The 19,748-nt window shown below is 70.5% G+C and carries 15 protein-coding genes; 11 read left to right on the forward strand and 4 right to left on the reverse strand.

The annotated features are described in order from the left end of the window. Nucleotides 1-72: 72 nt before the first annotated feature. The 10 genes from OG994_RS10245 to OG994_RS10290 all read left to right on the forward strand — a co-directional run bounded on the left by OG994_RS10245 (nt 73) and on the right by OG994_RS10290 (nt 9,988). Nucleotides 73-513, forward strand: coding sequence for a YbaB/EbfC family nucleoid-associated protein (locus tag OG994_RS10245; protein ID WP_328852980.1), 441 nt, complete (start codon nt 73-75; stop codon nt 511-513). Then, complete coding sequence (locus OG994_RS10250) at nt 500-820, forward strand: type VII secretion target (protein ID WP_328852981.1); 321 nt, start codon at nt 500-502, stop codon at nt 818-820. The genes OG994_RS10245 and OG994_RS10250 overlap by 14 nt, the downstream gene beginning before the upstream one ends. Beyond that, complete coding sequence (locus OG994_RS10255; RefSeq protein WP_328852982.1) at nt 817-2,097, forward strand: WXG100 family type VII secretion target; 1,281 nt, start codon at nt 817-819, stop codon at nt 2,095-2,097. The genes OG994_RS10250 and OG994_RS10255 overlap by 4 nt, the downstream gene beginning before the upstream one ends. 3 nt (nt 2,098-2,100) lie before the next feature. Then, nucleotides 2,101-2,331, forward strand: coding sequence for a hypothetical protein (locus OG994_RS10260; protein ID WP_328852983.1), 231 nt, complete (start codon nt 2,101-2,103; stop codon nt 2,329-2,331). A 151-nt stretch (nt 2,332-2,482) separates the two neighbouring features. Next, a complete protein-coding gene (locus OG994_RS10265; RefSeq protein WP_328852984.1) occupies nt 2,483-3,148 on the forward strand; it encodes a class I SAM-dependent DNA methyltransferase in 666 nt (221 codons plus the stop codon). Between the two features lie 880 nt (nt 3,149-4,028). Then, complete coding sequence (locus OG994_RS10270) at nt 4,029-4,283, forward strand: hypothetical protein (RefSeq protein ID WP_147427276.1); 255 nt, start codon at nt 4,029-4,031, stop codon at nt 4,281-4,283. Nucleotides 4,284-4,665: 382 nt separating this feature from the next. Next, a complete protein-coding gene (locus tag OG994_RS10275) occupies nt 4,666-4,992 on the forward strand; it encodes a nucleotide pyrophosphohydrolase (RefSeq protein WP_328853696.1) in 327 nt (108 codons plus the stop codon). A gap of 140 nt (nt 4,993-5,132) precedes the next feature. After that, complete coding sequence (locus OG994_RS10280) at nt 5,133-7,034, forward strand: DUF2075 domain-containing protein (protein ID WP_328852985.1); 1,902 nt, start codon at nt 5,133-5,135, stop codon at nt 7,032-7,034. A gap of 98 nt (nt 7,035-7,132) precedes the next feature. Beyond that, the gene (locus tag OG994_RS10285) at nt 7,133-9,064 is read left to right on the forward strand and encodes a glycerophosphodiester phosphodiesterase (RefSeq protein ID WP_328852986.1); all 1,932 of its coding nucleotides are present in this window, start codon (nt 7,133-7,135) and stop codon (nt 9,062-9,064) included. A 270-nt stretch (nt 9,065-9,334) separates the two neighbouring features. Beyond that, nucleotides 9,335-9,988: a TMEM175 family protein gene (locus OG994_RS10290; protein ID WP_328852987.1), complete on the forward strand. Its 654-nt coding sequence runs from the start codon at nt 9,335-9,337 to the stop codon at nt 9,986-9,988. Between the two features lie 22 nt (nt 9,989-10,010). Here the strand turns inward: OG994_RS10290 and OG994_RS10295 are convergent, their stop codons facing one another. The 3 genes from OG994_RS10295 to OG994_RS10305 form a co-directional block, all read right to left on the reverse strand. Then, nucleotides 10,011-10,415, reverse strand: coding sequence for a RidA family protein (locus tag OG994_RS10295; RefSeq protein ID WP_328852988.1), 405 nt, complete (start codon nt 10,413-10,415; stop codon nt 10,011-10,013). A 160-nt stretch (nt 10,416-10,575) separates the two neighbouring features. Further along, the gene (locus OG994_RS10300; RefSeq protein ID WP_328852989.1) at nt 10,576-12,033 is read right to left on the reverse strand and encodes a serine/threonine-protein kinase; all 1,458 of its coding nucleotides are present in this window, start codon (nt 12,031-12,033) and stop codon (nt 10,576-10,578) included. An 81-nt stretch (nt 12,034-12,114) separates the two neighbouring features. Further along, entirely contained in the window at nt 12,115-12,708 is a 594-nt protein-coding gene (locus OG994_RS10305) for a TetR/AcrR family transcriptional regulator (RefSeq protein ID WP_328852990.1), read from the reverse strand. A gap of 81 nt (nt 12,709-12,789) precedes the next feature. Between OG994_RS10305 and OG994_RS10310 the strand changes: the two genes are divergently transcribed. Continuing rightward, the gene (locus tag OG994_RS10310; protein WP_328852991.1) at nt 12,790-13,620 is read left to right on the forward strand and encodes an NAD(P)H-binding protein; all 831 of its coding nucleotides are present in this window, start codon (nt 12,790-12,792) and stop codon (nt 13,618-13,620) included. A gap of 117 nt (nt 13,621-13,737) precedes the next feature. Here the strand turns inward: OG994_RS10310 and OG994_RS10315 are convergent, their stop codons facing one another. Next, the gene (locus OG994_RS10315; protein WP_328852992.1) at nt 13,738-19,737 is read right to left on the reverse strand and encodes a ThuA domain-containing protein; all 6,000 of its coding nucleotides are present in this window, start codon (nt 19,735-19,737) and stop codon (nt 13,738-13,740) included. Nucleotides 19,738-19,748 lie beyond the last annotated feature (11 nt).

Raw genomic sequence — 19,748 nt, forward strand, 5'->3', positions numbered from 1 at the left:
AGCACGCAGCGCGGTCGGTTGCTATCGTCTGCGTCACCACGATGGCCGTGATTGTCCCTGGGGAGGGTCGGCATGTGGGCGGACGAGGCTGCGCTGGACGCGGCGGCCCGACGACTCGACCGCTGGGAGGCGTCCTTCACCGACCGGGCCGAGCGCACACGCTCGCTCACGTCGCGGATCCGGGCCCTGAACGGCACGGCGCACAGTCCCGACCGGGCGGTCGTGGCCACCGTCGACTCGTCCGGGCAGTTGGTCGACCTGCGCCTGGACGAGCGCATCCGCCAGCGCCCGGCCGCGCACATCGCCGAGCTGATCGTCGCGACCACCCGGGCCGCGTGCGCCGACCTGCTGGAGCAGGTCACCGAGGCGACCCGGCAGACCCTGGGTGACGACCCGGCCGGGGCGGCGATCGTCGAGTCCTACCGACGGCGCACGCAGGTCGAGGCTGCCGGTGCCGGCATCCGCGTCCGACCCGACGACGTCGACTCCGGTGGCGCCGGTGCCGCCCGGTGACGGCATCCACGTCCGGCCCGAGGACCTGACCGCCCACGCCGGCCACCTCGACCGCGCCGCCGACCGTCTGGACACCGCCCGGGCGGCCGGCCAGCACGTCCGCCTCAGCGCCGACGCGTACGGTCAACTCTGCGTACTCGTGCCGATGCTGCTGGACGGCCTGCACCGTACCCTCGTGGACGGCATCGGCGCGGCGGCCGGATCGGTCCGCGACAGCGGCGAGCGGCTCCGCGCCGGCGCGGCCCGCTACCGGGCCGCCGACGCGCGCGCCGAGCGGCTGCTCGACCAGGCACGGCGCGGGCGGTGACCAACCCGCTGGTCGCCCCCGCCGCGGACCCCTCCCCCAGCGCGTGGGCGGGCGTGTGGATCCTCGAGGACATCGCGCTCATCCACCAGGGCGTGCGCGACGGCAGCTGGATCGACGGCACGCTCGGCGTGGTCAGCGCGAGCCTCGACGCGCTCGCGTTCGTCTCCGACCCGGTGGGCGCGCTCCTCCAGTACGGCATCGCCTGGCTCATCGAGCACGTCAAGCCGCTCAGCGAAGCCCTCGACTGGCTCGCCGGCGACCCGGCCCAGATCACCGCCCACGCCCAGACCTGGCGCAACGTGGCCGCGTCGCTGCGCGACACCGCCGGCGACCTGGCCCGTGACGTCCGGATCGACCTGGCCGAGTGGGGTGGGCTGGCCGGACCCGCCTACCGCGCCTGGGCGCACGAGCAGCAGCAGGCCATCACCGGGCTGGCCGCGGGCGCCGACACGATCGCCACCATCACCGAGGCGACGGCGGGCCTCGTCGCCGCCGTCCGGCTCCTCGTCCGCGACGCCATCGCCACGTGCGTGTCCCGCCTCGTCGTGTACGCGGCCGAACTCGTCGCCACGGCCGGGCTCGCCACACCGCTGGTCGCCGAGCAGGTCACCACCCTGGTGGCGTCGTGGGCGGCGCGGATCGCGAAGCTGCTCCGCGGACTGATCAACAGTCTCCGACGGATCATCCCGGCCGCCCGCCGGCTCGCCGAACTGATCGAGCGACTCAAGCAGACCCTCGGGCGTCTGCGAGATGTGCCAGACGGACAGCCCATTCGGGTGGCCGAGGACGGGGTTGTGGCTCATGGCGGTCACACATCACGACCTCGCAACCTGGCGGACTATCTCGGTCAGGATCGCTGGGCTGGGGAGGCGTACGAGGCGATCCGTCGACAGGAGGATGCGGCGGTGATCGCCCGCCATGTGGCAGACGCCCCTCGGCTCGACGGCTCCCGCGGCTTCTCTCTCGAGGAAATCCAGCAGATTCGTCGGCACATCTTCTTCGAAGAGCATCCGATGGACGACTATGCGGGTGGGATCATCCGGCAGCGCTACGATCCGAGCGCGCCCATGGCCGAGGCGTGGCTGCGCCTTCGTCGTGGCAGCCCGCTGCCCGAAGACTACGTACTCCTGGAGCATGAGCTGGCGGAATCCAACTACTACCGCACGCATCCGCAGGCGGACTACCGAGAGGCTCACAGCGCTGCCAACCGCATATCGAACTGGCAGGAATCGATTCCCGGTCCAACGTGCGAGGACTACTCGATTTTCGGAGGCTAGACCATGGGAATGATGGTGGTCGCGCGGCGGGTGGAGGCTGCCACGGACGCCGTGCGGTACGAGTTCGGATTCGACGACCGGTTCGACCGGGTCCTGACGATCGATCCAACCACTCTCCAGGCAGGGGTCGAAGACGGAGACTTCGACTCCGCAGCGAGCGCCATCACGGCAAAGATCGTCAACCTCTGGAGATCCAGTGGAGAGTTTCCACCGCGGGCCATCTTCGCAAGTTGACCCGGCTCACCAGAGGCTTGAGGCGAACGAATCGTCATCAGGAGCTCGAATGAGGATGCGCGCCTCGGATCGTGTGGCGCAGTGACCGCGGTCAGCCCTGACAGGACTATGGGAGGTGCTCGCCGGGCGTCGCGCTGCGATGATGCTGCTCGTGTCCAGCCCGTCGCCAGAACCGCTCGACTACCGCAGCGTGCAACGCGCCTACGACACCGTGGCCGAGGACTACGCCAGGTACCTTCCGGACACCCGCGCCGAGGCTCCCCTCGACCTCGCCATGGTCGACGCCTTCGCAACGGCGGTGACGTCCGGTGACGACGCACGGGTCCTTGACGCCGGGTGCGGCGCGGGGCGGATGAGCCGGTACCTCACCGAGCGCGGGTGCCTGGTGGAAGGTGTCGACCTGTCTCCGCACATGGTCGCCATGGCCCGGCGCGACCGCCCTGACCTGGCGTTCACCGTCGGCTCCTTGGCCGACCTCCCCTACCCCGAGAACCGGTTCGCGGGTGTGCTGCTGTGGTATTCGATCATCCACACGCCTCCGGCCGGCCAGGCCCGCATCTTCGCGGAGGCCGCCCGGGTTCTCCGCCCGACCGGTCACCTGCTCGTCGGGTTCCAGTCCGGCGAGGGTACGCGCGACGTGTCAGCGGCGTACCGCCGGTTCGGCCACGAGGTCGAACTCGAGCGCTACCTCTACACGCCGGACCAGGTCGCCTCCCAGTTCGAGGCTGTCGGCCTGCGGGAGGTGTGCCGCCTGGTACGACGTGCCGAGCGCGGCGAGCAGGACGATCAGGCGGTCCTGCTGGCCAAGGCTCATTAGGCCGTGTGGCTACAGGAAGCTGGCGAGCCGGGCGCACCCCGGACTTCGACGTCGAGCAGGGTCAATCCCCGCACGCGCTACGCCTCCCGCCTGCGACGGTGCAGCCGCATGGTCCACCTCGCCGCGTTCGCTGTTGGCTCGTTTGCCCGTCTGTGAGGTCTCGCCGCACATTGACGGTCTCCGTTCGACCCGAAGGACTGAGCCGTGTCCGACCGACCTGAGATCGTCTGCATCTGTGGCTCTACCCGGTTCGTGGACGAGATGAACGTGGCGAACCGTGACCTGACCCTCGCTGGTGTCATCGTCGTCGGCGCTCGTGGCTCGACCGTAGGCATCGGCGCTCCGGCCCGCTGGTCCCACTCGGCCCACGAGCGGCGGCAGCATCGATGGGAATCGCCGTGAGGGCGTAGTCGCTGCTCGGGGACTCTGGTCGCCACTGTTTGCGGGCCCTCCCTGTGATCATCAGCGATGACATTCGGGCCCGTGCCCGGACATTCAAACTCAAGATTTCCTCAAGACGCGATACGCATAGCCGTTCGTCGAAGTATTCCTGCCAGACTCGGTCCCACGAGGATGCCGGTCCAGCCGAATCACAGTTGCTGGTGGACGGCTCCGAGGGTGCGCAATGACCTGCTGTTCCGGCCCATGTTGCCGGACCGAACCCTGGAAGGGAGAGACTGTGACACGTCTCCGCTCACTGGCCTGCTCGGCTCTGTTGGCCACCGCGTTGGCGGTGGCATCCGCGACGGTGTTCGCAGCTCCGGCGTCCGCCGGGTCGCTCTACTGGAAGAACGGAACCAACGTCTCGAAATCGACGGTCTGGTCCGGCGCGACCGCCAGCAACATCCAGTGCTACAGCCCGTCGGGATACAACGCGACCATGTGTATCCGGTTTGACCGGCGGGCCATCTACGTGAGGAACAACAAGGCCAACGGCTACTTCAAGCTCGGGCAGTGGACCGGCGGCGGAAACACGTACATCTGCCAGAACAACCGCACGAAGTCCACTGGTGACAACAGCTGGGTGGCCTGCCAGTGGAACTGGCCGAAGAAGAACTGCTACACCATGAGGACCGGATACGGGCAGCACGAGTGGTACGTGATCAGCGGTCCCAGCGGCATCAAGTGCTACTAGTTTCATAGGGACGCACCGCGTTCCGCGTCGACGGAGTGAAGTTCGATCAACCGCTCGGACACCGCTTACTAGCACATCGCCGGCGACACCCTCCCGGGGTACCGAAGGGTGTCGCCGGCCCGTGCGCGGTGCCGCGGAGCGGTGCGCCGATCTGGAGCGCTCTCGTCGTCGGAGGGAGACTGGCCGCCCGCATGAGGGCTTCTACGACCTGGCACGCCGCATGCGCTCAGAGTACGCGAACCTCGACGACGACGTCCTGTGGCAGAAGGAGCGAGAGCAGTGTTACACCTCGGCTCGCTAGCGTCGCCTAGGTTGTTGACTCGTGGCCGGAACGAACTCGACGCAGGACATCGCACCGCACGACCGCCCGCACCACGGCACGCTGAAAGAACGGTTGGCAGCGTTCGCCGAGGAACGGGACTGGCAGCAGTTCCACACACCGAAGAACCTCGCCATGGCGTTGGCCGGCGAGGTCGGCGAGTTGATCGCCGAATTCCAATGGCTCACCCCGGAGCAGTCCACCACCGTGATGTCCGACCCGGAGGCCGGCGGCCGGGTGCGGGCGGAGATCGGCGACGTCATGATCTATCTGACCCGACTCGCCGATGTGCTGGGGATTGATCCGGTGGAGGCAGCGTTGACCAAGCTGGAGGACTCCGCCCGGCGCTACCCGATCGACCAGGTCCGCGGCTCGGCCGCGAAACGATAGCGACCGCCCGTGTGGACGTAGCGGCGAGTTGATCTCTTCGCTACAGTCCACCACATCAAGGCGCGTTACGACGGGCTTCCGGCCGCCACCGGACACGCCCCCCATGCGCACGAACGCTTCGTGCTGCCCGGGGGCGAAAGTTGTCGACGTTCCGCATTTCCGCCGATGGTCTCCTGCGCCTCGCCGGCACCGGCATGCTCGCGGACCGGATCGCCGAGAGTATGGGGCGCAACGTAAGCCCGGCAGAGCGCCGGTCCTGGTCACGCAGCCTCCAGGTGCTCGGTCAGGACCTCGCCGACGCGGGGCTCGGCCAGGTCGAGGTGCTGGTCGAGTACCAGCTCCCACTGACGAGCAAGCGGGTTGACGTGGTTCTCGCGGGGGTGGACCCCAAAACCGCGGACGACTCCTACGTGGTCGTCGAACTCAAGCAATGGTCGTATGCGGAGTCCTACGAGGGTTCCGACCGTCTCGTGGCGGTCGAGCACGCCCGCGGTCCACGGCTTCATCCTGGTCTGCAGGTCGAGCAGTACTGCGAGTACCTGACCGACTTTCTCGGCATTCTTTCGGGACATCGCAATCCTGTGCGCGGTGCGGCCTACCTGCACAATGCCGTGGACCGCGATGTCAACGACCTGTTCATCCGCCGAGCGAACGAACAGAGCCGGATCTTCACCAAGCAACGACGCGGCCAGTTCCTCGACTACCTCCGCGCTCACCTCGCACCCAAGTCCGGTGCGGCTGCGGCCGACCGGTTCCTCACCAGCTCCGTCCGGCCCAGTCGGCATCTGCTGGCGTACGCCGCACAGGAACTGAAGGAACGTTCGCACTTCACGCTGCTGGACGAGCAGCGCGTGGCGTACGAATTGGTGCTACACGCAGTGGAACGGGCCCGGTCGGCGGACCGCAAGAGCGTCGTGGTCGTCTCCGGCGGGCCCGGCAGCGGGAAGAGCGTCATCGCGTTGTCCGTGCTCGGCGAGTTGGCCCGGCAGCAGCGCGCGGTCATGCACGCGACTGGCTCACGCTCGTTCACCCAGACGCTACGCCGATACGCAGGCCGGGGGTCGACCCGGCTGAAAAACCTCTTCGGCTACTTCAACAGTTTCATGTCCGCCGAGCGCAACGGCCTCGACGTGCTGATCTGCGACGAGGCGCACCGGATCCGAGAGACCTCGGTCAACCGGTTCACGCCGAAGGCGAAGCGCGACAAGTCCCGCCCGCAGATCGACGAACTCATCGCTGCCGCACGGGTACCCGTCTTCCTGCTCGACGAACACCAGGTGGTCAAGCCGGGTGAACTCGGCAACGTCGAGGTCATCTCGACGTACGCCAAACAGCTCAACCTGGACGTCGAGGTGGTGTCGCTGCACGGCCAGTTCCGGTGCGGCGGCAGCGACGAGTACGAGCAATGGGTCGTCGACCTCCTCGGCCTCGACGGCGGGGAGCCCTGGGTCTGGACGGGCGACGGGCGCATCGACGTGCGGTTGGCCGAATCACCGGAGGAGTTGGAAGCGTTTCTCGCCGGCAAGCAGGCGCCCGGTGTGACGGCCCGCATGTCGGCGGGCTACTGCTGGCCGTGGAGCGATCCACGGCCGGACGACACCCTCGTCCCCGACGTGCAGATCGGCGGCTGGTCGAGACCGTGGAACGTCAAGAGCGATCGCAGCGTCGGCGACGCGCCCGGGAGCGCGTTCTGGGCCACCGATCCGAACGGCTTCGGTCAGGTGGGGTGCGTCTACACCGCACAGGGATTCGAGTACGCCTGGTCGGGCGTCATCATCGGGCCGGACCTCGTGGCCCGCGACGGTCGCTTGGTGACCCGTCGCGAGGAGTCGAAGGATCCTGCGTTTCGCAGCCGAAAGGCGGTCAGCGACGCCGAGGCGGACCTCCTGATCCGCAACACGTACAAGGTCCTGCTGACCCGTGGCATGCGCGGCACGATGATCTACTCGACCGACGCTGAGACGCGCGACTACCTGGTTTCGCTGGTGAAGGTGAGCCGCCCGGTGGAGACGACGTACGAGCCGGAGACCCGGCCGCTCTGATCCACGCTTCACACAAACCGGTTCGTACACCGAGCGTTCCCGTGCCTGCCACGCTCGGTTGATCATGTGGTCGGCTCCGCTTCCTACGGTCGGCGACCATGACTGTCCATTCCGCATCATCGCCGGGCGGCCGGGCGACGAAGATCCTCGCCGCCACGAGACTGGCCGCCACGCGTACCCGGGTCGCCGCCGTCGCCGCCGCGCTCGCCGTCACCGGTGCCGCCGCCGCGGTGGCCGTCGCGACCTCGTCGCCGGCCACCGCGAAGCCGGGCGACGTGGTCGTCTCGGAGAACTTCTCCTCGGGGTCGCTGCCCGCCGGCTGGAACGCGGTCGACGGGACGTGGAAGGTCGAGAACGGCCGGCTGTACGGGACGTCGGCGAGCGCCAGCGCGAACAACAAGATCACGTTCGGGCGGCACCTCGACGACTTCCGGTTCGAGGCGACCATGCGTTTCGAGTCGGTGCAGGCGGCGACCCGCTGGGCGTCGCTCGGCATCGACGTGCCGGCCGACGGGGCGACGCCGTGGTGGATCGCCACCATGCGCAGCGGCAGCACGGCCTCCAACGGTCTCGAGTTCGCCCAGCGGACCACCGGCAACGCGTGGGTCGTCACGAACACCGCCTCCGCGCCGTACGCCGCCGGCACCGGCCGGGACGTCCGCGTCGCCGTCGAGGTGCACGGCAACCAGGCCCGCTGGATCTTCGACGGGCGCGAGATGATGCGTACGAGCAGCCTCCAGCGCTCCGCCAACGGCGTGCAGGCGCTGTTCGTCAACGGCGGCACCGTCTCGTACGACGACGTGGTCGTCACCGAGCTGCCGCCGAACGGGTTCCTGCGCCCGGAGGGCAGCCCGCTCACGGTGATCGCGCACCGGGGCGCGTCGGCTGCCGCGCCGGAGAACACCCTGGTCGCGCAGGAGATCGCGCGCAAGGGTGGCGCCGACTGGATTGAGAACGACGTGCAGCCGAGCAAGGACGGGATCCCGTTCGTGCTGCACGACGGCACCGTCGACCGGACCACCGACGGGACCGGCAACATCCGCGACCTGACCGCCGCGCAGATCAAGGCGCTCGACGCCGGTTCGTGGTTCGCACCGCAGTACGCGGGCGAGCGGGTCCCGACGCTGGCCGAGCAGCTCGCCGACCTGCGTACGCGGGGCGGGAACCTGCTGCTGGAGATCAAGGGCCGGCACACGAAGGACGAGGTCGCGAAGATCGTCCAGGTGATCCGCGACCAGCAGATGACGGGCCGGGTCTTCGTCCAGAGCTTCGAGGTCGACGCGCTGCGCTACACGTACGAGCTGGCGCCCGAGCTGCCGCTCGGCCTGCTGCGCAGCAGCCTCGACGCCGACCCGGTGGCGATCGCCCGCGAGCTGCACCTCACCGCGTACAACCCGGACGGCAACGCGCTGCTGGCCAAGCCGGAGATCGTGGCCCCGCTGCACGCCGCCGGCGTCGCGGTCATGGCGTGGACGATGGACTCCGCCAGCCTCTGGCAGCGGCTGGAGCGGATCGGCGTCGACGGGGTGATCACCAACCGTCCCTCCGAGCTGGTCGGGTGGAACTCCGCATTCCTGCAGCGTCCCAGCGCCGAGCCGACCGTGGCGATCACCTCGCCGGCCGACGAGGCGCGCCTCGACCGGGCCCAGTCCCCGGTCGTCGCGGTGGCCGCGACCAACGCCGAGACCGTCACCGTCACCGTCGACGGGGTGAAGACCGAGGTCGGACGTGCTCTCGACCTGCGTACGCTGGCCGCCGGTGAGCACACGATCCGCGCCGAGGTGACCGGTCCCGAGGGTACGGCGACCGCCACGAGCACCTTCACGGTGACGCCGAGCCAGGCCGGCCTCGGCTACGTGATCCTCACCTCCGGCGCCAAGCAGTCCGCGGTCACCGCGATGACGGCGCTGCTGAGCCAGGGCCAGTACGCGGCGCTGGCCACGTACGCGACGGTGCAGGCCGGCAAGCAGGTGCCGGCGGACGTCGCCGGCGTCATCGTCGCCGACGCCCGGGCGCTCGCGCAGAAGTAGTTTTCGCACCACCGGTCCCCGCCGTCTGCTCCGACGGCGGGGACCTTCCTTTCGGCATGGATGGGCGCGGCCGATCCCGGCGGTCTGCCGTTCGGGCTCCGGGAACCCGCCGACGGACGTGGGCGGCCGTGATCCCGACGAGCGGCACGCTGCCCAGGACGAAGTAGGTGTCGATCGCGGCGCCGGCACGTCCCGGACGACGAGCAACGCGCTGCGGGACACACGCCCCGGCTGCGGGCGTCGAGGGGGCCGATGCCGGACGCTGGGACGGTGACAGAACCCGCTCGGTGGCAGGGACGGTCGACGCCCTTCGGGATGGAGCGCGATCCCTCCCGGCTCGTGGCGTTCAGCGACGCGGTCATCGCCATCGCCGTCACCCTGCTCGTCCTGGAGATCCGGCCGCCGCAGGACACCCGCCATCTCGCCGACGGCCTGGCCGCACTCTGGCCGTCGTATCTGGCCTACGCGGTCACCTTCATGCTCATCGGGCAGGTGTGGGCCAACCATCACGTCATGTTCGACCAGATCCGCGTCGCCGATCGGATGGTGCTGTTCCTCAACACCGTGCTGCTGATGGACATCGCGTTCCTGCCGTTCGCCGCGTCGGTCCTGGCCCAGGCGTTCCGGGACGGACACGGGCAGCGCGCCGCCGTCGTCCTCCACGGCCTCACGTTCGGGCTGGCGGCGGTCCTGTTCAACGCCATCTGGGGCCACGTACGGCGGCACCGCCGGCTGCTCGCGACGACGATCGACCTCGCCGGCGCGAAGGCCCTCGGTCGGCGTTTCCGGCTCGCCCTCACCTGGATCGCCACCGGCACCGTCCTGGGTGCGCTGTTCCCTCCTCTCGGCGTGGCGGTGATCGCGACGTTCATCCCGTTCTACTGGCTGCCGATCCGGGGCGAGACCGCCCGGGACCGGACGTAGGGCAGAGGTCCGGAGATTGGGATCAGGCGGCGATGTCCAGGCGGACGACGGCCCCGATCTCGACGAGTTGGGCCGGTAGCGCCAGCTCCACCACACCGCTGACCGTACTGGTCGGACGGTGGTCGCCGAAGTAGCGGGAGTGCGCCGCGGCCACCGCGTCGAAGTGTTCGCGCAACCCCACGACGAGGACCGTGGTCTCCACCACCTGACGCCGGGAGGCACCGAAGTGCGCCAGCACCCTGTCGAGGTTGTCGAGCGTCGCGTTCACCTGGGCGTCGAAGTCGCCCTCTCCGACGAAGTTCCCTTCGGCGTCGTGCGCGAGCTGACCGGAGATGTAGACCGTGTCGCCGACCTGCATGGCCTGGCTGAACCCGTACAGGCCCTCCCAGGGAACGTGGTAGCTGAACGACGTGACCGTGGCGCTCAAGGCTCCTCCGTTGCGATCGGGTAGGGGTGCGTCCGCGCGCACCGCATCGAGCCATTGTCACCCACCGCGACGGCTCGGTGACGACTAGATCGCACAAGGGCCGCGAATTGCCGCAGTTTGCGGTGCGCGGGTGCGTGGTCAGCAGCCGCGCCGGCACCGGCTAACGGCGGGAAGCCGCGCCGTCCCCGGCCGTCGATTCGTCCGCCGACGGCTCCCCGGTCGGTTCCTCTGTGGGCTCCGCGGTCGGGTCCGCGGTCGGGTCCGCGGTGGGCTCCTCGGTCGGCTCCACGGACGGGCCGCCCGTCGTTCCGCCCGTCGGCGCACCCGTCGGCTCCGGGGACGCACTGTCGGTGGTGGTGGGATCAGGCGAGCCGCTTCCACCCGAGGGCGTCACGCCACCCGTGGTGCTCCCGTCCACGGGGCGGGTGGCCGTCGGGCTGGGCGATCCGGGCGTGCGAACCGCGGCGGACGTGCGCGCCTCCGGTTCACCACCACCGGCGCCAGGGCCGGGTCCCACCTGTGCGGGCCGCGTCGACGGCGACACCGTGGGCGAGACCGCGGGTGATCCCGGCTGTCGCCCGGTCCGGTCCGACATCGTCCCGGCCGGGTCGGCGAGCGCCAGGACGGCGGCCGCGGCGGCCAGCGAACCGAGCAGCACCGCGACCTTGGTGGGTTCCCGGCCGACGAGCCGGCGGGGCGTACCGCTGGAGGTCGGCTGTCGCGGGGTGAGGGCAACGGTCGGCGGTTCGGTCCAGGCCGCCCGGACGGTGGGGCTCCCCGGCCGGGCGTACGAGTCCGCGAGGGCCTGCGCCGCGCTGGCCATCGCCGCCGCCGTCGGGAACCGGTCGGCGGGTTCCTTCGCCATCGCGGTGGCCACGAACTGCCGGAGCTCCGCCGGGACGTCCTCGGGCAGCGGCGGCGGCTCGTCCTCGAGGTGCCGCAGCGCGACCGTGACGGCGTTGTCGCCCTGGTAGGGCGGTCGACCGGCGAGGCAGTGGTAGGTGACGGCGCCCAGCGCGTAGATGTCGATGGCGGGGGTGGTCTCGTTCCGGGCCACCTGCTCGGGGGCCATGTAGAGGGGGGTGCCGACGACCTTGTTCGCCGCGGTGAGGCTCGCGGCCTCCTGCGTGACGGCGACGCCGAAGTCGACGAGTACGACGTGCCCGTCCGGCTCGATGATGAGGTTGTTGGGCTTGACGTCGCGGTGCACGACGCCGGCGCGGTGGGTGGCGTCGAGGGCGCGGGCCGTCTGCGCCGCTATCGACATCGTCTCGGCCGGGTCGAGCCGCCGCGCCTCGGCGATCCGCGCCGCCAGGGGCTGTCCCTGCACGCACTCCATGACGATGTAGGCGAGGGCCGGCTCGCCGGGCAGTGACACTTCGCCGTAGTCGTAGACCTGGGCGACACCGGGATGACGCAGGGCCGCCATCGCCCGCGCCTCGCGACGGAACCGTTCGCCGAACTCGGCGTCGGTGACCAGGCGGGAGTGCAGCGTCTTGACGGCCACACAGCGGCCCAGCGTCTCGTCCACGGCCCGCCACACGTCACCCATACCGCCGCTGGCGATCTTCTCCTCCAGGCGGTAACGGCCTCCGACGACTTGCCCCTCTCTCGGCATAGGGGAACCCGTACCCCGGACTCGCCGATCTCACGCACGATGGCATTCCGTCGTCGCCGCGGTGACGGGCGCCGACCGGTCTCATGTGGCGTCGAGCGACTCAAGCCAGCTGAGCAGCCGGGCGCCTTCGCGGTCCATGACGCTCGGGTCGCGCAAGGCGTTGGCCAGCAGCGACATGCCCTGGTACGCGCCCACCAGCGTAAGGGCGAGGCCGTCGGGTTCCGGCAGGCCCAACTCGTGGAACTGTTGCTCCACCCAGCCGAGCAGCTGCCGAATGACCTTGCCCGCTTCGGCGTCCAGCCCGCCGTCGTCGCGTTTGTCGAGCTCCACCGCGAGGGTGCCGGTCGGGCATCCGTACCGGGCGGCCACGTCACGCTGGCTGACCCATGCCTCGATCAGGCCTCTGAGCCGGTCGCGCGGATCTGGGAGCCGGTTGAGGCGCTCAGTGAGCAGCTCCAGTTGCCGGGTGTGCTCCGACAGCGCCGCGGCGACGAGCTCGTCCTTGGTCTTGAAGTAGTAGTACACGTTGCCGACGGGGACGTCGGCGGCGCGGGCGATGTCGGCGATGGTGGTTCGCTCGACTCCCTGCCGGTGCACCACGTGCGCGGCCGCCACCATGAGCCGCTCGCGCTTGGCGCCGGCCTTCCGGGAGCGCACCGCGTTCGAGTCAGTCACCCGACTAACTATAGGTCCCCCTCCCGTGCTACGGTCCCCCAGAGCCAAGTCAGTCAACTAACTAACTCTGGAGCGACATTCATGATCATTGTCACGGGTGCCACCGGTAACGTCGGCCGTACCCTCGTCCGCACCCTCGTCGAGCAGGGCCACGCGGTGACCGCCGTCTCCCGCGGCATCACCACGTCCGACGTGCCGCCCGGCGTCCGTACGCTCGCCGCGGACCTCGCCCGGCCGGCCGCCGACCTGCCCTCCCCGGACGCGGTGTTCCTGCTGGTCGGCGGCGACCTGATGATGACCGGCGACCCCGAACAGGTCGTGGCGCAGTTCGCCGGCGCAGGCCGGATCGTCCTGCTCTCCTCTCAGGGCGTGGCCACCCGTCCGGACTCCCTGTCACACGGCCGGGCCTTCGCCGCCTTCGAGCAGGCCGTCATGGCCTCCGGCGCGGAGTGGACCATCCTGCGTCCCGGCGGCTTCGCGTCCAACTCCTACGCCTGGGCGCCGTCGGTCAAGGCCTCCCGGACCGTCGCCGCTCCCTTCGGCGACGTCGGCCTTCCGCTCATCGATCCCGACGACATCGCCGCCGTGGCCGCCGTGACGCTCACCCGACCCGACCACGCGAAGGCCGTCTACGAACTGACCGGCCCCGAGCTGATCACCCCGCGTCAGCGCGTCGCCGCCATCGCCGAGGCCATCGGCGAGCCCCTCACGTTCGTCGACCAGACTCGGCAGGCGGCACGCGAACTGATGCTCGCGTTCATGCCGGCGCCGGTGGCCGACACCACCCTGGACATCCTCGGCACCCCGACCGCCCGCGAGCAGACCGTCAGCCCCGACGTCCAGAAGATCCTGGGTCGCGCGCCCGGCAGCTTCCCCGCCTGGGCCAGGCGCAACGCCGCCGCCTTCCGCTGATCGACCGGCGGTCGCAGGCCGCGGGCCGGCCGGTGCACGGACACCGGGTGCCGGAGCACGCCTGGCGTGCTCCGGCACCGGTCGGGAGCCGGCCGGCACCGGCTCGCCGTCATCTCCTCACAGGTGGGCCCGCAGGTACTCGCCGGCCGCGATCAACTGGGTGCGCGCCGACTGGTCGGCGACGGCGTCGGCGAACGACGCGTACCGGTCCAGCGCCGCCTCGGCCTGCGGCTCCTGCCCGGCCTTCACCAGGCGCTCGGCCACCTTGAGCTGGCTCTTCATGGCAGCCGCGCGGTGCTGCGGGACGAGCCCCTCCTCCTGGTACCGGTCGACCAGCGCGACCGTGTTCGCGTACGTCGCGACCACCTCGAACGACGCCGCCGACTCGGTGACGTTGCCGGCCTTGTCGGTGGCCACCGCGGTCACCCGGTGGGCGCCCGCGGTCGGGGCGACCGGCCCGCTGACCGGCGTGCCGTCGAGCGTGACGACCACCGACGCGACACCCGAGGCCGGGTCCTTCGCGGATGCCGTGATCGGCAGCCGCTCGCCCAGCTCGTAGGAGCCGCCGTCGGTGACCCCGCCGAACGACACGACCGGGGCCGTGGCGTCGACCCGCAGCGACACGACCGACTCCGTCGAGACGTTGCCGGCCTCGTCGACCGCCCGGAACCGCAGCTCACGCGTGCCGTCCCCGGTCACCCTCACCGGCTCCCGGTAGTCGGTCCACTCGCCGTCGCCGATCCGGTACGAGATCCGCACCGGGCCCCGGTCGTCCGTCCCGGTGGCCGAGACGGTGACCGGCGAGACGTACCAGCCGTTGTCGCCGTTCGGTGCGGCCGGGTCGACGGCCACCGACACCGACGGCGCCACCGTGTCGACCACCCGGAAGTAGTCGAACGCCACCGTCACCGGCGACACCTGCTCCGGTCCGAGCGCCATGAGGCCGAACGAGGTCATCGGCGCGTCGTTGGTCACCGGGTCGCCGAGGGAGGTCCAGGTGACTCCGCCGTCGCTGATCTCGGCCGAGTAGGTGTTCCCGGTCCGCTTCAGCCGCAGGTCGTACCAGCCGCTCTCGGTCGCCTCGGCGACGTCGATCGACCGGTTGCCGCCGTTGCCGAACTGGCCGTTGCGCTCGGACACCAGCTCGGCTCGCAGGTCGGTCGGCGCGCCGCTGGTGTTCGTGGCCACCACGTCGAACTTCACGTAGTTGTCGTCGTCGGCGTACACGAGGAACCCGGCCAGCTGCCAGCGGTGCAGCATCGTCGGCGTCAGCCGGGTCTGGATGGTCCAGTCCCCGTCGGGCAGGTCCTGGAGGACGAAGTTGCGCGGCGACTGGTTGGTGTCGCCGTTGATGTCGCCGGGCTGCGTCTCGATCCGCAGCTGGCCGTCGGTGACGGCGACCTTCGACGAGTCGTAGCGGACCACGGCGTTCCAGCGGCAGCCGTCGAGCGCGTCGCCGTCGAACTCGTCGCCCGGCGCCCGCACACCGTCGTCGCCCGTGTCGGGTGTGAGGGTGAAGTGGTCGAACACCGCGTCGACCGCGTGTGCCGCCGTGTCACCGGCGGCCATCAGGCCGATCGTGGCGCGCGGGATCACGGTCGCCTGGCCGGCCAGGGCCGTCCAGGTCTCGCCGTCGGTCGAGTACGCGGCGGTCAGCTTCGACCCGTCGCTGCTCAGCCGCAGGTGCACGGCCGGCGGGAAGTCCGCCGGCACGGTCACGTTGGCGTGCCACGTGCGGGTGCCCGCCGCCTCCGTCTGGAACTCGAGCAGCCGCCCGCCGGACGAGTTGCGGGTGAACGCCAGCTTCACGTAGTCGTTGTCGCCGCCGTGCATCAGCAGCCCGGCGTGCTGCCACTCCCGGGTGTGCGCGAGGGACACCTTCGTCCGCACCGTCCACGACCCGGGCCGCGCCGGCTGGCCGACGTAGCTGATCGGGCCGGTCGCGGCCTCGTTGATGTCACCGTTGGTGACCGGCAGCACGAGCGTGCCGTCCGCGACCCGCACGGGCAGGTCCGGTGCGTGGCGCACCACCGTCCAGCGGGTGGTGTTCAGCGCGTCGCCGTCGAACGGGTCGGAGGCGGTGACGAGGCAGCCCGGTCCCGGTTCCGGTTCGGGGTCCGGTCCGGGGTGGATGGCCCTGTCCACCAGGCTGAACCCGGTGAACTCCACCTCGCTGGTGGCCGTGGCGCTGTGCGCGGTCACCGCGAGGCCGATGTCCTGCGGGCTCGTGGCGCCGGGCAGCGTCACGGGGTCGCCGACACGGGTGAACGTGACGCCGTCCTTGCTCCAGTAGCCGTAGTACCGGGCGCCGTCGCGCACGATCCGCACCCACGCCGGGTAGCTCGTCGTGCTGGCGCCGGTGCTCGCGTCGAGCTGCCCGTTGCCGTCGGTGTCGCGCAGCCACTCGAAGCCCAGCCCGGCCCGCATCGTCATGGCCGCGTAGCCGGGCGACGTGCCGGGCCCGGTGATGTCGTTGCGGACGATGAGCCCGGCCTTGGCGGAGGCGTTGGAGTTGCCCTGCCGCGCGATCTTCACGGTGGCCGTCCACTGGTTCCCGCCGGCCGCCGGGAGGTACACCGAGCCGTACTGGTCGGTGCCCTGCCACATGTTCGCGCCACCGGAGGTGACGACCCAGGTGTCGGTGTCCGGCCGGTCGAACGTGGCGTTGGTGTTGCTGAACGTCTGCCAGTCGCCGTAGAGGTCACCGACCTCCACCTCCACGATGCGTGAGGTGGTGGTGGCGCCCTTGTCGTTGGTGGCGACCGCGGTCAGCCGGTAGCGCTTCTCGGTCGTGGCGTTCCAGGTGACCGCGTACGGCGCCGTGGTGTCCACGCCGATCGAGGTGTCGTCGACGAAGAACTCGACCTTCGTGATCGTGTTCTCCGCGTCGGAGGCGTCCGCGGTCACCGCGATGGCGCCCGGCTCCAGGTCGTCGTCCGGTCCGGGTGCGGTCACCGTGACCTTCGGCTTGGTCGTCGGGGACACACCCTTGCCGTCGGCCTCGATGAAGTTCAGCCGCCGCTCGCCGGCGCCCGGGAACACCACGTACAGGGTGAACGTCTCCCCCGGGTCGCTCACCTGGACTGGTACGTCCACGTAGCGGCCGGCGGTGGTCGCCGGCACCTGCGCGGTGCCCAGCAGCGCGCCGTCGGGAGCGCCGCGGCGCAGCTCGACGGTGCCCGCGCTGGTCGCGGCGGCCCGCAGGACGAGCCGGTCCACACCGCGCAGGTTCACCGGGTCGTACGACGCCCACGCGCCGTTGGCGCCGGTGATGGCGTTCGCGTGGCCCTCCACGTCCCGTGCCGGCGCCACCGTGACGCCCTGCGAGGCGTCGAAGAACTCCGCCTCCCGCTGCTTGGGGAACAGCAGCGTCGTGTGGGATCCGGTGAGCGCGGGGATGCCACCCGGGCCGCCCGAGTCGGTGTAGCGCCCGTCGAGGGCGTAGAAGACGTTCATGTCGTCGCTGTGGCCGCCGCCCAGGGCGGTGACCACCGAGCCGGTCCGCCCGTGCAGCGGGTCGGCCGGGTGGGCGTGCTCGTCGTGGCCGAGCGCCGGTTGGATCACCACGTCGGCGTCCTCGATCTGGGCGTCCTCGGCGTCGGTGACCGACAGGTTCCAGCTGATCTCGTCACCGAAGTCGAAGAACGCGCCGTTCGGCGGCGCCTCGAAGCGCACCTGCGGCCGGGTGTTGCCCACCGTGATCGGCACCGTCGTGGTGCCGGTCTTGCCGTGCGGGTCGGTGACCGTGAGCCGCGCGTTGTAGACGCCGTTGTCGGTGTACGTGTGGGCGGGCGCCCGGTCGGTCGAGTCGACCGTGCCGTTGCCGTCGAAGTCCCACGCGTACGTGAGCGCCTCGCCCTCCGGGTCGGACGACGGCGCGCCGTCGAACCGCACCTCCAGCGGCGCCCGCCCGGAGTCCGGTGTGGCGGTGGCCTTCGCCTCCGGGGAGCGCGACCCGGAGATGTAGTCGACGCGGTACAGGCCCGAGTTCGGGTTGTCCCGGCCGAAGCCGCCGCCCCAGTCGAGCACGTACAGGGAGCCCTCGGGGCCGAACTTCGAGTCGATCGGCGCGAGGAACTGCTCCTGCGGCAGGAACGGGTTGACCTTCTCCACGGTCCCGTTGGCGCCCGGGATGATGGAGTACATCTTGTTGCGGGACCACTCGTAGAAGAACGGCTTGCCGTCGTAGTACGCCGGGAACTTCGTGTCGGAGTCCAGGTCCGGGTCGTACTGGTAGAAGGGGCCGCCCATCGGGGCGAGGCCGCCGCCCTGCGGGATGACCGACGGCACCGAGGAGCGCTGGTAGCCGTACCACATCTTCGCGGGCTTGGCCGGCGGCAGCTCCCGCAGGCCGGTGTTGCGGATCGAGTCGTTGACGGGGTTGTCGCAGTCGAAGTAGGCGCCGACGGTCACCGGGTTGGTGCGGTAGTCGACGTCGCGGAACGGCTCGTTGTCGCCCATGCACAGCGGCCAGCCGTAGAAGCCGGGCTCGGTGATGAGGTTCCACTCGGCGATGCCCGCCGGGCCGCGGTCGGGGTTGTCACTGCCGTTGTCGGGCGAGTAGTCGGCCACGGCCAGCGCACCCGACTCGGGGTCGATGGCGAACCGGAACGGGTTGCGGAAGCCCATGGCGTAGATCTCGGGGCGGGTCTTCTCGGTGCCCGGCGGGAACAGGTTGCCCTCCGGGACGGAGTAGGTGCCGTCCGGCTCCGGGTGGATCCGCAGGACCTTTCCGCGCAGGTCGTTGGTGTTGGCCGAGGTGGCCCGCGCGTCGTGGAAGGTGCCGTCGCGCTCGGACAGCGGCGCGTAGCCGCCCGAGGGCTCGGAGTGCGGGTTCACGTCGTCGCCGACGCCGAGGTAGAGGTTGCCGTCGGGGCCGAAGTCCAGGCCGCCGCCGGTGTGCCCCGGCTCGTCGGGCAGCCGCCGCGCCGGCACCTCCAGCAGCACCTTCTCGCTCGCCCGGTCGATCTGCGAGCCCTCGCCGACGGTCAGCCGGGACAGCCGGTTGACGAAGTTGTCGGGGTCGGTGTCGTCGGCGCTCGCCGGCGAGTAGTAGACGTAGAGGTGGCCGTTGTCGGCGAAGTCCGGGTCGAGCGCGATGCCCAGCAGGCCGTCCTCGCCGCCGGAGTACACCGGGATGGTGACGGCCGTCGACGTGGTGCGGGTGCGCGGGTCGTAGACGCGGATCTCGCCGCGGACCAGCTCGGTGTAGAAGACCCGGCCGTCGGGCGCGATGTCCATGGCGTACGGGGCGGAGGTGTTCTGGTCCAGCGGGACGCGCTCGAACTTGTCCCACGTGGTGGCGCCGCAGTCGCCCTCGACCATGCCGGCGGCCCACTTCACACCGCCGACGATGTGCTGCACGAGCTGCGGCTCACCGGTGTAGTGGGCGCCGAAGTGGCCCATGCCGGTCATCCAGGCACGGCCGCCGTCGTACGGCTTGCACCACGAGATCGGGTGGTCGTAGCCCATGGCGTTGCCGCCCGGGTCGTACGTCGTCTCGTCCATCGTGGCGAGCACGTGCGCGTCGCCGCGGACGTTGAGCGCGTAGTTGTACCACTCGTCGGCGCGTTCCCAGCGCTGCGGCAGGTGGCTCGTGGAGGGGTGGGTGTGGTCCTCGACGCGGACGGTGCCCGGCAGGCCGGGGCTGGTCCCGGTGGCGGCGTGACCGGGCATCAGCGTGCCGATCATGTTGTCCCACCAGGCGTAGTTGCCGCGCATGTCGGTGGCGTTGTGGATGGCCACGATGCCGTGCCCGGCCTGCATGTAGCGTTCCATGGCCGCCTTCTGGTCGGCGGTCCACGGGTCGCCGGAGGCCTGGAACATCACGAGGGCGTCGAAGTGGGCGAGGTCCTCGTCGTTGAAGACCGACGAGTCCTCGGTGTGCTCGGAGGTGATGCCGGCCTCGGCGAAGGCCGCCTGCAGCACCGGGACGCCCTGTTCGATCGCCTCGGTGTGCCGGAACTGGGTGGTCTTCGTGAAGATCAGCACGTGGGCGTCGCCGTGCGCGCCCGGGTGGGCGGCGGCGGGCGACGGGCCGATCATGGACATCGCGAGCGCGGCGGCGACCGGCATCGCGAGCAGCCGTCCCCACCGGGGACGCCGGGTCACGTTCATGGGATGTGCAA

The organism is Micromonospora globbae (assembly GCF_036184225.1).
In the GTDB taxonomy this organism is placed as follows: Bacteria; Actinomycetota; Actinomycetes; order Mycobacteriales; family Micromonosporaceae; genus Micromonospora; species Micromonospora globbae.